This is a genomic window from Roseburia sp. OM02-15, from assembly GCF_003481835.1.
Lineage (GTDB): Bacteria > Bacillota > Clostridia > Lachnospirales > Lachnospiraceae > Eubacterium_I > Eubacterium_I ramulus_A.
This window is the reverse complement of sequence record NZ_QULX01000025.1, coordinates 21,165-34,862: the sequence shown is the minus strand read 5'-3', so window position 1 is coordinate 34,862 and position 13,698 is coordinate 21,165. Positions and strand designations below refer to the sequence as shown.

The 13,698-nt window shown below is 41.8% G+C and carries 14 protein-coding genes; 3 read left to right on the top strand and 11 right to left on the bottom strand.

Annotation, left to right across the window (positions count from 1 at the left end; genetic code table 11):
• Nucleotides 1-98: 98 nt before the first annotated feature.
• Nucleotides 99-494: a pyridoxamine 5'-phosphate oxidase family protein gene (locus DXB15_RS15165; protein WP_109216541.1), complete on the bottom strand. Its 396-nt coding sequence runs from the start codon at nucleotides 492-494 to the stop codon at nucleotides 99-101.
• A gap of 224 nt (nucleotides 495-718) precedes the next feature.
• On the opposite strand from DXB15_RS15165, the gene DXB15_RS17095 reads away from it, so the two are divergent.
• Nucleotides 719-1,594, top strand: coding sequence for a hypothetical protein (locus tag DXB15_RS17095; RefSeq protein ID WP_187119667.1), 876 nt, complete (start codon nucleotides 719-721; stop codon nucleotides 1,592-1,594).
• 52 nt (nucleotides 1,595-1,646) lie between these two features.
• Here DXB15_RS17095 and DXB15_RS15155 read toward each other — a convergent pair whose 3' ends face one another.
• Nucleotides 1,647-2,093: an Rrf2 family transcriptional regulator gene (locus DXB15_RS15155; RefSeq protein WP_109216543.1), complete on the bottom strand. Its 447-nt coding sequence runs from the start codon at nucleotides 2,091-2,093 to the stop codon at nucleotides 1,647-1,649.
• Nucleotides 2,094-2,315: 222 nt separating this feature from the next.
• Nucleotides 2,316-2,516 carry a hypothetical protein gene (locus DXB15_RS15150; protein ID WP_118703408.1) on the bottom strand — a complete coding sequence of 67 codons (201 nt, stop codon included), beginning with the start codon at nucleotides 2,514-2,516 and terminating at the stop codon, nucleotides 2,316-2,318.
• Nucleotides 2,517-2,566: 50 nt separating this feature from the next.
• Here DXB15_RS15150 and DXB15_RS17920 point away from each other — a divergent pair, with 50 nt between their 5' ends.
• Nucleotides 2,567-2,953, top strand: a complete 387-nt coding sequence (locus tag DXB15_RS17920) for an HAD family hydrolase (RefSeq protein ID WP_431733529.1) — start codon at nucleotides 2,567-2,569, stop codon at nucleotides 2,951-2,953.
• Nucleotides 2,904-3,107, top strand: a complete 204-nt coding sequence (locus DXB15_RS17085) for an HAD family hydrolase (protein ID WP_199670988.1) — start codon at nucleotides 2,904-2,906, stop codon at nucleotides 3,105-3,107. The genes DXB15_RS17920 and DXB15_RS17085 overlap by 50 nt, the downstream gene beginning before the upstream one ends.
• Nucleotides 3,108-3,145: 38 nt before the next feature.
• On the opposite strand, the gene DXB15_RS15140 is transcribed toward DXB15_RS17085, so the two are convergent.
• The 8 genes from DXB15_RS15140 to DXB15_RS15105 all read right to left on the bottom strand — a co-directional run bounded on the left by DXB15_RS15140 (nucleotide 3,146) and on the right by DXB15_RS15105 (nucleotide 13,572).
• Nucleotides 3,146-5,971: an HD domain-containing phosphohydrolase gene (locus DXB15_RS15140; protein ID WP_243115669.1), complete on the bottom strand. Its 2,826-nt coding sequence runs from the start codon at nucleotides 5,969-5,971 to the stop codon at nucleotides 3,146-3,148.
• A gap of 138 nt (nucleotides 5,972-6,109) precedes the next feature.
• Nucleotides 6,110-7,336, bottom strand: a complete 1,227-nt coding sequence (gene rlmD, locus DXB15_RS15135; protein ID WP_118703407.1) for a 23S rRNA (uracil(1939)-C(5))-methyltransferase RlmD — start codon at nucleotides 7,334-7,336, stop codon at nucleotides 6,110-6,112.
• Nucleotides 7,337-7,526: 190 nt separating this feature from the next.
• On the bottom strand, nucleotides 7,527-8,315 hold the full coding sequence (locus DXB15_RS15130; RefSeq protein ID WP_243115668.1) for a GTP pyrophosphokinase: 789 nt from the start codon (nucleotides 8,313-8,315) through the stop codon (nucleotides 7,527-7,529).
• A gap of 297 nt (nucleotides 8,316-8,612) precedes the next feature.
• Entirely contained in the window at nucleotides 8,613-9,827 is a 1,215-nt protein-coding gene (locus tag DXB15_RS15125; RefSeq protein ID WP_118703406.1) for a class I SAM-dependent rRNA methyltransferase, read from the bottom strand.
• Between the two features lie 21 nt (nucleotides 9,828-9,848).
• Nucleotides 9,849-10,862: an NAD(+) diphosphatase gene (gene nudC, locus DXB15_RS15120; RefSeq protein ID WP_109215762.1), complete on the bottom strand. Its 1,014-nt coding sequence runs from the start codon at nucleotides 10,860-10,862 to the stop codon at nucleotides 9,849-9,851.
• A gap of 164 nt (nucleotides 10,863-11,026) precedes the next feature.
• Entirely contained in the window at nucleotides 11,027-11,515 is a 489-nt protein-coding gene (locus tag DXB15_RS15115; protein WP_109215761.1) for a deoxycytidylate deaminase, read from the bottom strand.
• Nucleotides 11,516-11,528: 13 nt separating this feature from the next.
• A complete protein-coding gene (locus DXB15_RS15110) occupies nucleotides 11,529-13,073 on the bottom strand; it encodes a nitrite/sulfite reductase (protein ID WP_118703405.1) in 1,545 nt (514 codons plus the stop codon).
• A gap of 115 nt (nucleotides 13,074-13,188) precedes the next feature.
• Nucleotides 13,189-13,572, bottom strand: coding sequence for a hypothetical protein (locus tag DXB15_RS15105; protein ID WP_118703404.1), 384 nt, complete (start codon nucleotides 13,570-13,572; stop codon nucleotides 13,189-13,191).
• Nucleotides 13,573-13,698 lie beyond the last annotated feature (126 nt).

The window sequence follows — 13,698 nt, the reverse complement described above, 5'->3', positions numbered from 1 at the left end:
ATTTTTTCACATATTTGACGCCCTGCGATACTAAACTTACCACTTTTTCAGTGGCGTCCCTATAGAGGTGGGAGTCATCTCCCATCTGATATAAATTCTTAAAATTCATATGGTGCATTTCCTGAGAAGTCAGCGATCAGTCCGTGTGCGTTCTCCAGATAGAATACTTCAAAAATTGGATTGTCTGCTGTCTGATACTGTCCTTTTACGATTGGATTTGCCATACATCCTTCTTTTACTTCCATGTTGTTTTCAAATACTGCTTTACCATGTAAACGAATCCATGCATACTCCGGAGAAGAAACAGAAATCTCAATTTCCGGATTTTCCTGCATGTCTTTGTATACGTCTTTTGTGTTGTTTGTGCAGAACCATAATTTTCCATCTTTTTCAAAACAGAACATGAATGGACGGCATTTTGCTTTTCCATCGCGACCTACTGTTGCAAGATACTGTACCGGGTTTGCCTGTAAAAATTCTACTACTTTGTTCATGATGATATCCTCCTGATTTTTGATTTAATTTTTTATTGTTTTTCGTTGTAATCTTATTGGTTACATCTGATATTTGCATATTATCATGGTTATGTTGTAATGTCAATAGTTACATCTTCATTTTTTATACATTTGTAAAAGAATACAATTCCTGTTGATATATTGAAATTATTTTTCTCTTTATTATAATAATAGGTAGATCACATACAAAGGAGAGTCACACTATGAGTTATGCATTAGCCCTTATTGGGTTCTTGGGTTTCTTTATCACAAACATCTACATGATTATACAAGCAGTAAAAAAGAAGTTTCGAAAAAAATTACTGCTTCCACCACTTATATGTTTCATCTTGTTTATTATCGGCGCAAGCCTGATGCCTTCTTCTACAAAAGTAGCCATAAAGACGATTCAAATATCGCTTGAAAATCAGGAGACAGAATATGATATCAACCAGACAATTCCTGTATCAATTTCTGTTGAACCATCGGATGCCGATATTTCAGATTTGACCTACATTTCATCTGCTGGTAAATCAGATACCTTTACATTTACGGATAACAAAATCGAAACAGGAACAGCCGAAGGCTCTTATGAAATATACGTCAAATGCGGCGATATCGAAAGTAATAAATTATCAATTACCGTTGTAGATGTCGCAGCCAGAAAAGCTGCGCAGGAACAGGCAGAATTAGAAACTCAAAAACAGGCGGAACTGGAAGCTCAGGAAGAAGCCCAAAAGCAGGCGGAACTGGAAGCCCAACAAAAAGCTCAGGAAGAAGCCCAACAAAAAGCTCAGGAAGAAGCCCAAAAACAGGCGGAATTGGAAGCTCAGCAAAAAGCCCAGGAGGAAGCTCAAAAGCAGGCAGAACTGGAAGCTCAGGAAGAAGCTGCAGCTGCTCAGACACAACAAAATACTACCACTTATTCTTCCGACACTTCTGATTCACAGCAAAACACCGGTGGAACGGTATACTGGACTCCAAATGGAGAAGTTTATCACTCCACCAAGGACTGTCCTAGTCTTGGACGCTCCAAAACTATACTCAGCGGTTCCATCTCTGAAAGTGGAAAATCAAGACCATGTAAAAATTGTTATTAATACAAAAAAGCGGGATCTCACAACTGTGAAATCCCGTTTTTTACTTATCATTTTATTTATTATTTTCCTGCTCCAGATATTTTTTCAAATCTTCCCTGACATCTTCCAGCGTAATAGATTGCAATTCCCGCTCCATCGCTTTCTGCACCCGATCCAGTTTTTCATCCAATACATGATGAATATTTCTTCCAACCGGACAGGCAGTATTCGGATTTTCATGAAAATGAAAGAGTTGATTTTCTTCTACACACTCCACTGCACGATAAATATCCAGAAATGTAATCTCTGACAACGGCTTCGCAATCGTGGTTCCACCAGTTCCCCTCGCCACCTCAATGAGTCCTGCCGCCTTGAGCTGACCTAATATTTTCCGAATAATGACAGGATTCACATTTGTACTTCCTGCAATAAAATCACTAGTTACTTTATAATCATCTTTGAATGTATCCACACAGGCAAAAATATGAATCGCCAGCGTAAATCTGCTTGAAATCTGCATTTTTCTACCAACCTTATCTACTTTTACTAATCGTTTTCTATACTTTATCGAAAAAAACTACTTCCTATTTCTGCACTTCATTCAGTAGCATATCTTTTGCATCGTCTTATCGAATAGTTATAATATAGTAAAAAAGTCAACTTTTTGCAACCATATTTCTTTGTGAAATCATCTGGCACATTCTTATTTTCTACATCCCAAAAATCTATTCTATCATCAATTTCATGATTTTTTCTTCGGTGTAGCCTTTTCTCTCACCCAGAAAATACTCAATGCCAGCACCAGCACTTCTACCACCGGCATCACCCACCACAGACTTTCCGGTGCAAACCAAATTGGAAATCCCAGATTCAAGTCGAACGCACGTGAGACTTGGTGCGTGATTCTGGTCAGCGCAAGCTGACATCTTCTTTTCAGAATCACTACACTCTACTCTCCGTTCCGGTCGGCGCAAAACCATTGTCTCCCAGACAATGTGCGCCCTCGCGGAGCATTTATCTCAGTCGGAGATTGAACTCCCACTGAGAAATACTTGTTACTACTCACCACTTGCAGAAGTGGGAGTCTCAACTCAGACTGAGATGAACACCCCATTTACCTGTGAAGCCATTTTCAGTGACATTGACGGAACCTTTTTAACCTCCGAACATCATGTTTCCCCAAAAACACAGGAAGTCATCCGTTCAGCGATACAACACGGCATCCAATTTTCCCTGATTTCCGCCCGAAATCCGCTCTGCATTCAGCCGATTCTCGACCGGATTCATCTCTCCTGCAATATCATCGGATGTAACGGCGCACTGATTATGAATGAAAATCACAAAACAGATTGCAACAGAACACACTCTGGCATTCGGTGATAATTACAACGATGTGGAAATGTTACATACCGCCGGTCGTGGAATCCTCATGGGAAATGCCCCGGAAGACATAAAAGAAAAAGGCTTCACTCTCACAAAAGACAACGACCACGATGGTATTGCAGTTTACCTTCACAGTATTTTTCCATTTTGATTTTCCCGTAACACACAAAAAGAGGGGCAGTGGTATGATCACTGCTCCTCTTTTTCTTCCATTATCAGAATATACTCATACTTCGGAATAAAATTACTCTTATCGTACTGTTTATAATACTGTGTAAAGATTCGATCCATAACTTTTGGAATCTTTGTCTCATCTGCCTCAAACAAAATGATCAGATACTGCATGGAACTGTAGCGGGTACAAATATCCACTTTTCGGATTGTCTGCCGAATCGCTTGTTCCATACTCTCAAGCGCCCGCTCAATATTTTCGATATACATCACATAATCCGGTGTCGTATCCATCGTAACCATCACCAGATAGCAGTGATATTTGTAACGCTCACCTAAATGATTCATATATTCATAAATTTTCGCAAATTCACGGTAATCCAGATCCAGTGCACCGGTATAATTGCCGCTCTCCCGCAATGCTTTTGTAATCATTGCCAGATCTCTTCCGGTTCCCTGATCCGTCTTCTGCTCCTGCTCCATCTGCTGATAGAAGAAGAAATCACCTTTACCATTCTGTTTTACATAATACAATGCCTTATCCGCCTTGGTGTAGCACTCCTCAAAAGATGCTCCCTTTGTCGTTTCACAGATTCCAGCAGAAATTGACGCGTGGCGGATCTCCATATCTTCCTCTTTCTGTTCCTCAAATTTTTGCAGAATACTACGGACAATTTCCGAAATCTTTTCCTTCGAAACATTCGGAACAAACATCAGAAATTCATCCCCACCCAGACGGCAGACCACAGAATGCTGTGCAAATTCTAACAACAGCGAACCAAGCAATTTCAGTGCTCGGTCACCGGCTTTGTGTCCATAGATATCATTGATTTTTTTCAGATTATCCATATCCAGGAAAACAAGATATCCATCGTCCTGCTGCATAAACTGCGCTGCCAGTTTTTCTCCACGATTCCGCATTGGAAGACCCGTTAAGAAGTCAAAGCCCTCACTGTCCTCCTGCGTCCGCATGGTAGTCATAACATTGGAAATAAATTTTTCAATTTCACTCTCCACTGCCGGCAGGGCATATTCATCCTCGATTCCTTTATAATCCGCATTAATCACCAGCCGGTTTTCATCCAGAAGTTTCAAAAACACATCTGCAATCTCCGGATCAAACTGTGTTCCACGGTTATTCAAAATCTCATTATAAATAACCGCTGTTCCCAGCGGATTTCGATAAATTCTACGGGACTGCATCGCATCATAACTATCTGCCACCGCAATGATCCTTGCATGGATTGGGATTTCCTCCCCTTTTAATCCATCCGGATACCCGGTGCCATCATACCGTTCATGATGGCTTCGTGCCACCTCTGTCACATGATCGATCAATCTGATATTTTTCAGAATTTCCGCCCCGATCACAGTATGCTCTTTGATAACCGCATATTCTTCTTCTGTCAGCTTCGTTGGCTTATTCAAAATCGTATCCGGAATACCAATTTTACCAATATCATGCAGATGTGCCGCATTCCGCAAATTTGAAATATCCTTTTGACTCCAGCCAAGTTCCTTTGCGATCAGAACCGCATACTCAGCCACCCGGTGGGAATGCCCTCTGGTATATTCGTCCTTCGCCTCGATCGTGGTAGACAAGGTCTGCATCATTTGCAGAGACATGGTTTCCATCTGCTTTCTGCGCTTTCTCATTTCCTGCCGCTGTCGGCGACTTTCCATCTTCTGTAAATTTCGGATTGTTCTGACCAAACTGAAAAACAGCAGCACGATCATACCGATTCCCATAAAAATACCGGAAATAGAAATTACAAAATACGCAGATATGGATTCCACCACAACCGAAACGACCGCAATCAGCAAGCCCACCACCATAAATCTGTTTTGTGTAATATAGCCGTGGTACATATCATAAAATACTGTACCCAGAATCAATACTAACGTAACTGCCAGAATCACATGTGCAATCGGAAGTGTCTCTATATAATCCTTCGCACCGCTCAGATGCAAAATCGTACATACTGCAAAATTAACTATGGCAGCCGCCTCTGCGATCCAGAACAGTTTCTGGTGACGACCACTTTGCATACTGTCTATGTAATAAATAATCGGCAACGGTCCAAGCATGATCATAACAAAACACAGCGTTGCTAACACCGTTGCATTTGGTACCAGAACCTGACGAAGTTTTGATTCTCCAACCATCCAGCCTGCTGCCATGATCATACACCAGCCAAGATATTCCATATCAAACTTCGTACGATATACCACCCCCAGCGCAATACTGAAAATGACAGTAACAATGCCTGCAAACAGGATGAAAAACGCGATCACCGTCTCCAGTCCGTGTTCAGCAAAAATATATTCCCATATTTCTGCCTTATCTCCACAGTAAACCGCATTTACCACACCGGAATATTTTGCTGTATTTGTCTTTAACTCAATCCGGACTTCTTTTCCTACGTCAGCTTCCGTGGTCGGGCAGAACACATAACGACTGGCAGAATTCTTGCCTGCTAATCTCGTATCTGACGTGTCATATTCAGCCCGCAATACGCCATCAACGTAAAATCGGACTTCCTGCAGTGAGGAACGGATCGCCAATGCTTTTTCGTCATAATCTTCTGGCAATTGCGTTACCAGAACCATCGTCTCTTTCGCCGACAGTTCATATCTGCCCGGAACTTCGATCTGCTCCCGGCTTCCGTCTGATTTTTCCCAGACAAACGTGCCCTGATAAAGAATATTTTGCTCAATCGTCTTTTTATCCCGCTCATTTGTTCCAAAAATCTGCAACACGACAAACCAGCATAAAACAGCTGCCATCAATATGTAAAACAGAATTCTTTTTTTCCTGTTAATCATATAATTCTCTTTTGCCAAGACTCAAATCTCCCATTTTTATCTCATAACATGCATATATTACAGGTTTTTCTTTGCTACAATCTGTAAATAATCTCGCAATCCTTACTGTAAAATACACGCATCATCTGTTCTTCCGGATATCTCTTTTACTCAAATTTAATTCTGTTTCACTAACAACACGATATTTTCTGCATGCTTTGTAAACGGAAACATATCATACGGATACGCCCCCATTGCTTTATAACCATGTTTTGTCAAATATTTCAGATCCCGCGCCTGCGTCTGCGGATCACAGGAAATATACACAATTTTCTGCGGTGCCAGCGTTACAGCTGATTTCATAAACTGCTCCGTACTGCCGCTTCTTGGCGGGTCCATAAACACGACATCTGCCTTTTCGCCCTTTGCCGCCATTTTCTCCATAAACCGTCCGGCATCATCCTGATAAAAACGGATATTTTTCATCTGGTTACGTTTTGCATTTTTGATGGCATCTCGCACTGCATCCGGATTCAGTTCTACACCGATCACTTCTTTTGCAGATTTTGCAGCGACCATACCAATGGTTCCAATACCGCAATACGCATCAATGACACGTTCTTTACCTGTCAGTCCGGCAAGCTCCATTGCTTTTCCATACAGTTTCTCCGTCTGAACCGGATTGATCTGATAAAAAGACTTGGAAGAAATACGGAAGGTCAGTCCACACAACACGTCCTCAATATAGCCTTTTCCGTAAATCGTTGTCTCACGGTCACCAAGCACCATGCTCGTACGTTTGTCATTCACATTCAGCACAACCGTTGTAATTTCCGGATGCAGTTTCCGCAATGCCTTGACAAAATTATTTTTGGACGGCATCACCGGAGAGCCAAGCACCAGAACGACCATGATCTCATCTGTGGTAAATCCGCGGCGGATCAGCACATGACGCAGCAAACCGTAACCGGTATCTTCATTATAGGTTTTTATCTTAAAAGATTTTAAAAGTCCACGGATGTCATTGATAATGGCATCTGCTTTTTTATCCTCAATCTGACAGGCTTCCACCGGAACGACCCGATGTGTGCCCTCCTCGTAAACGCCGGAAATGATCGTACCATCTTTTTTCCGTGCAAACACGGCATGCACTTTATTTCTATAATGATACGGATCTTGCATTCCTGTAATCTCCGCAGTCTTACAAAACGGCTGCATTAACTGACGGACTGCTTTCTGTTTCTCACTTAACTGCTTTTCGTAGGGAACGCCCTGATACTGGCATCCACCACATTTTTTTGCAACCTTGCAGGCTGTACCTTCTTTTTTCTTATTGTCATTGCCACGCTTTTTCACAGTATGATTTCCGCCTGACAATTTTTTTTCTTTGTTTTTTTCACTCATAAATCTATCTCAAATTCTCCCAGTTTACAGTAAATATGCAGTAGTTTTTTCTTTAACTGCTGTTCTTTTACTTACTGCACTTATAAATACTTTTCATATACCGACGCACATCATATCAGAAATAGATTTCTTCTGCAAGTTTCTATCTGTATACATTCATCCTCGTATTGTTTTCTTATGGAAATTTTTCCTAAAAATGAATTTCCTCCGCCAGTTTCTGCATCTGATAATCTGCATCTGCCATAATATCGGCACATTTTTTCAAACGTGCATGCATTTCCGATGTAATGACTTTGTCCTTTTTATAACGAAGCTGATGCTCCGTACTTGCCCAGAAATTCATCGCAATGGTTCGCATCTGTACTTCCACCGGTACCTGCCGCATCCCATCGGAAAAGAACACATTAATCTTGACGATCAGGTGCAGACTGCGGTAACCGTTTTCCTTCGGCTCCCGAATATAGTCCTTTACCTGTACCAGTTCCACATCGGTCTGACTCAGCAACATCCGCGCCACCTCATATACATCCGTAATAAACGGACAGATCACACGGATTCCGGCAATATCATAAATATTGTTCGTCAGACAGCTTAACGTCATCGGTAAGCCTTTCCGTTTCATCTTCTTTGCAATACTTTCTGCTGACTTAATACGGCTTTTTATATTTTCAATCGGATTACGGTCATTGCTCTGTTCAAATTCCCGGTTCAAAATCTGTAATTTTGTCGTCAGCTGACGGATTCCGGCCTCATAAAACAGCATCATCTGTTTGTATTGTTTCGCCAGATCCAGCTGATCTGCTGCTAATGGCAGGTAACTTGTGGTTTCTTCCGCTCCTGTCCCATCCTGTTCCTCTGATTGTTCCGGCATATCTGCTTCCATGTACTCTGCCTCAACCAATTTTTCTTTTAGAGTTGTATCTTCATTTACTTTTTTATCTGTTTGTTCTGTATCTGTTACTTTCACTTTCTCATCCATTTTTGAATAATTCTCCTTACCTTCGAAATCCCCATATTTATAATAATTGTAACATATACCCTTGTCTTTTCCATGAAAAAACCATAAAATCTTTCTAAAACGCAGATACAAAATCACTTCTTTGTATACGGAAAAGGAAAGTAACCAGTGATGAAAAAATCAAACAAAAAAACTTGACCACAACACACTGAACCACTATATTGAAAGGGCACTGAAAAAGTCTAATTCTTTTTTCGAAAAATTAGACTTTTTCAGTGCCCTTTAAAAATACAAGGCTTTGCGAACTTTTTTATCTTCCTATTTTTCATCCACAACCTGAAAAATGAAGAACTTTAAGTAATAGGACTCATCTGCTGCCCATAAAATCGGATGATCCGCAGACTGTGTCCGAAATTCCACCTGACGCAGTCTCTTATGAGTGGAACGTGCTGCCTCACGGATGGTCTTTGCCAGAAGCTCCTGTGTCATGAAATGAGAACAGGAACAGGTTGCCAGATAACCGCCATCTTTGACCAGTTTCAGACCTTTCATATTAATCTCACGGTAACCTTTGATGGCATTTTTTGTTGCCTGACGGGATTTGGTAAATGCCGGCGGATCCAAAATTACCACGTCGTATTTTTCTCCGGCTGCTGCCAGTTTCGGAAGTTCATCTAGTACGTTCGCCGCACGGAATTTTACTGTGTCACTCAATCCATTGCGTTTTGCATTTTCTGTTGCCTGTTCTACCGCAAATTCAGAAATATCCAATCCGGTTACTTCGCTTGCTCCTGCTATTCCTGCATTCAGTGCAAAGGTTCCCATGTGTGTAAAGCAATCCAGCACACGTTTTCCTTTACACAATTTCTGAATTGCCAGACGGTTGTATTTCTGGTCTAAGAAAAATCCAGTTTTCTGACCATTCACCACATCCACCATGTAACGCACACCGTTTTCTACGATTTCCACATTGGTATCAAATTCTTCTCCAATAAAACCTTTTACACGGCTTAATCCTTCTTTTTCCCGCTCTTTCGCATCGCTTCGCTCATAAACACCACGAATCTGAATGCCGTCCTTTGCAAGAATCTGTTTCATCAGATCTGCCAGAAGTTCTTTATACCGCTCCATACCAAGAGTCAGGCACTCCATTACCAGCACATCTTCATATTTATCGATTACGATTCCCGGCAGGAAATCTGCCTCACCAAACACCAGACGACAGGATGAAGTGTCCACTGTATCTTTTCGGTAATTCCATGCATTCTGCAGACGCATCTCGAAAAATGCCTCATCAATCTCCTGATCCACATGTCTCGTCAGAAGACGCACACGGATTTTTGAATTCTGATTGATGTAGCCTTTTCCCATCGGATAACCGTCAAAATCATGCACCAGCACGATATCTCCGTTATGAAAACGTCCGGTAATGGTCTCAATTTCATTATTGAATACCCATGCGCCTCCCGCTTTGATGGTACGTCCTTCTCCTTTTTTCAATGTTACAATTGCCAGATTTTCCTGTTTTATCATATTGTTTTCTATGCTCCTACTCTAAAAACAAAGCTGTTTGTGCTCCGTCATATCCTCTTTAAATTTACAGATCATCTCATTTGTCAGGGAAAAATTATCCGATGACTCAAAAATTTCCTCCGGTGTCACCCATTTTGCCATGGCAAGTTCGTCCTCCTGAATGATGATATGATCTTCTCCATCCAGTTCACAGAAAAATCCAAATAAAAGACTTTCTGAATAAGGCCATGGCTGACTTTTGTAATAACGCAGATTTTTCACATGCAAATGCGTCTCCTCATACACTTCTCTTGCAACGGTTTCTTCGATGGTCTCACCTACCTCCGCAAAACCGGCAATCAGCGCATAATGATCACGGAAACCATTTTTGTACCAGCTGACCAGAATTTTCCCTTTGTGCATCACTCCAACAATCACGCACGGACAGATTTTTGGATATTCCATCTGGCCACAAACCGGACAGCGCATCATCCGCTCCCGCTCATCCGGAATCATGCGGGTTCCGCATCCACCGCAAAAACGGTGTGCTGCATACCAGCCTGCTAACTGTGCGCCGACTAATCCTGCATAACACAGATGTTGTGGTGCTGCTCCACGTAAATATCTGGTTGTTTCGTAGTGAAATTCTGGTTGTTTCTCCAACTGTTCAGAAGAATCTTTCTGCTGTTTTTCCGTGTCAGATTGCTTATCAGAACTTTCTGGCTGTTTTTTTGCACAAAATTGTTCCTCAAATTTCATTGACTGTTTTTTCACATATGACTGTTCCAGATGTATCAGATTGAGTTCTTCCCGCTCTTTGTACTGATGTTGTTGATACAGGAAAAATCGTTCCTCACCAACTGCAAACAGATACACAAACCGGTCTCCGTTCTGCACCTGTTCCTTTAATTCATGATAACGTGGAAAAGATATATCTTCTTTTGTTCCCCGCAGCAATATTTTCCGCTCCTGCATACAGATGATCCAGTCATTTTCCTCCGGTTGTAATTTATGCCACTCGTTATTAAAATGAAATGGTGCAATATCCTGTATCATACGTTTCTTTTACCTGCCTTATTTTTCTCCTGATTTCAATTTCGATTTCAGTTTCTTCGCATTGTTTTTTCTTAGTTGCCATTAACTTTCTATCTGTATAAATAGCGCTTTTCTGTGATTTTCTCTGATTTTATTCATCTATTTACTTTTGTATATCATCTGCTCTAATATCCAAATGTTCCTGCCAGAGATTCATCATCGTCAATCCACTGCTGCACCTGAATCATACGGTACTCATCCTTGGAATCTCGAATATACACCCGGTCGATTCCGGCATTGATGATCATTCGTTTGCACATGGAACAACTGTTGGAATTTTTTACATATTCCCCGGTATCCACTTCTTTTCCAACCAGATACAACGTACTTCCGATCATTTTTCCTCTGGATGCACTGATGATCGCATTTGCCTCTGCATGTACACTACGGCAAAGCTCATAGCGCTCGCCTCTCGGCACATTCATTTTCTGCCGGATACAGACACCAAGATCAGAACAGTTCTTTCTGCCTCTTGGTGCTCCCACATAACCGGTGGAGATAACTTCATCGTTTTTTACAATAACGGCACCATAATGTCTGCGCAGACAGGTTCCGCGCTGTCCCACAATTTCAGCCAGATCCAGATAATAATTAATTTTATCCCGACGCTCCATCGCGTTTTCCTCCTTACAGATATTTCTCTGCTACTTTATCAATTCCTTCCGGATTTTTCCGCGCCCAGTTCAGATAATCCATCCCAGAATCTGCCACAGTCTGTCCAAGTTCCACCAAAAACTGTGGAATCACTGACTCTTCCATAGTTCCAATCTCACGTCCCATACGTTCTTCACCCTGACGCTCCTCACCATTTGCAAACAGCACAAATGCATTTTTCGGCTGATCACCCACACGTTTTACCGCGCCGCGGAATCCAATTACACCAGTCTGATGCGTACCACAGGATGACGGGCATCCGGAAATATGCATCTGTGGTAACGCACCGTTTGGAATGTCTGCTTCACGAACTGCTTCCACACAAGCCTGCAAAAGTGCCTGAGAATCACGCAGCCCTACCTGACAAATCGATGCTCCAATGCAGCTGACGCTTGTCTCAAATACTGTATTTGCACTACTTGGTGTTGCATCCAGCACTTTTCCCACTTCTGAGCCAGTCAGATTAATGATATATGCTGTCTCATCCGGTGCAAGACGGATTTCCACATCTTCCATCTCCTGAATCGCATCGGAAAGTGCACACAGTTCTTCCACCTTCGGCTGTCCTCCGATTGGATGCCAAATCACGATATACAATCCGTTCTGTTTCTGTGGTAAAATACGTGCTCCGGAAATGCGTACTCCGTCCTCTTTTTTGTTCACCGGCTGCGGATCTACAGAAATTTTCAGATTTTCTCCGGAAGCCAACACCTCTGCCAGTTTTTCCTGATATGCCTTCGCATAATTCTCTGCGCCACCACAGATTTCCTGCATGTATCGTGTTCTGGCTTTTCCACGGTTCTCATAATTTCCATGCGCACGGAACGTCAGCCACATCGCCTTGATGTAATATAAAATCATCTCCGGATCAACTGCTTCTGCAACTTTTACCCCAAATCTGGCATTATTGCCAAGTCCACCAGCGCTGTATACGTCAAATTTTCCTTCTTTTGTTGCCACAAATCCAAGATCACGGTACGTTGCATGTGGAATATTTTTCGGCGAATTAGAAAAACATACTTTCAACTTACGCGGCATTTTCTCCGCATTGATAAAAGTCATCAGATACTCACCCGCTGCCTCCGCCCACGGGCGCACATCAAAATACTCATCTGCTTCCACACCGGACAGGGGAGAACACATAACATTTCGTGGAAAATCTCCACCGCCGCCCATCGTAACAATTCCAACATCTAGCGCATCTTCCATGATCTGACACAGTTCTTCCTGCTGCAGATCATGCAGCTGAATCGTCTCGCAAGTTGTAAAATGTGCTTTTTTCACATTATATTTTCGAATGGATTCTGCAATAAATGCAAGTTTTTCCTTTGTCACACGACCAGCTGTCATACGAAGACGGAGCATACTTGCTTTTCCGCCTTTCTGTGCATAACTTCCATAACGACCGGAATAACCTTTATAGTCACCTTTGCTCATTTCTCCATTGTAAAACGCTTTTGTTTTTTCCCTGAAATCCGGCATATCCGCCTTCCAGGATTGTGGATCTATTTTATTCACGTATCATCTTCCTCCAAATTTTTCCAATCATATTCCTTATATATCTTCAAGTCGAATTAACATCACTTTGTTAAAGTAAATTTATTACTGTGCTCTTCGTACAATAGATGAGAAATTACTCGACTGATATCAAACCAATCTGCCGGAAAATCGGGTACAGATAACTTGCTCCAAAAGTACCTATTTTTTTCGGTCCTGTGATCGCAATTCCCTGATTTTGCTTTTCCAATACACGCTGTGCCGACAGCAAAACCGTTGCCTGTGTGATCGATTTTTCCTTTCGGTCGACAAACATCTCATATCCCCGGATGCTATAAGTAAATTGGATGCCCTTTACCGTGTAAAAAGGAATCTTCTGAAGTTCGCATAACACCTGCCACAACAATTCTGCATTCAGGTTTTCCGGTTGATTTTTCACCTGTTCCATGTGTAACTTCCATGCACGTAGCACTTCATTTTCTTCTGCTGATTCCACATTTTGGCATGCATCTGTACTCATATCTGCTTCTTTTCCTTTGACTGATTTTGATTTTCTATTTATTCTACCATTAATTGTAGGGATTGTAAAACAGGAAGATTCTTGCAGATTTATACAAAAGAGCGTAAATACCTCAAATAATGATGC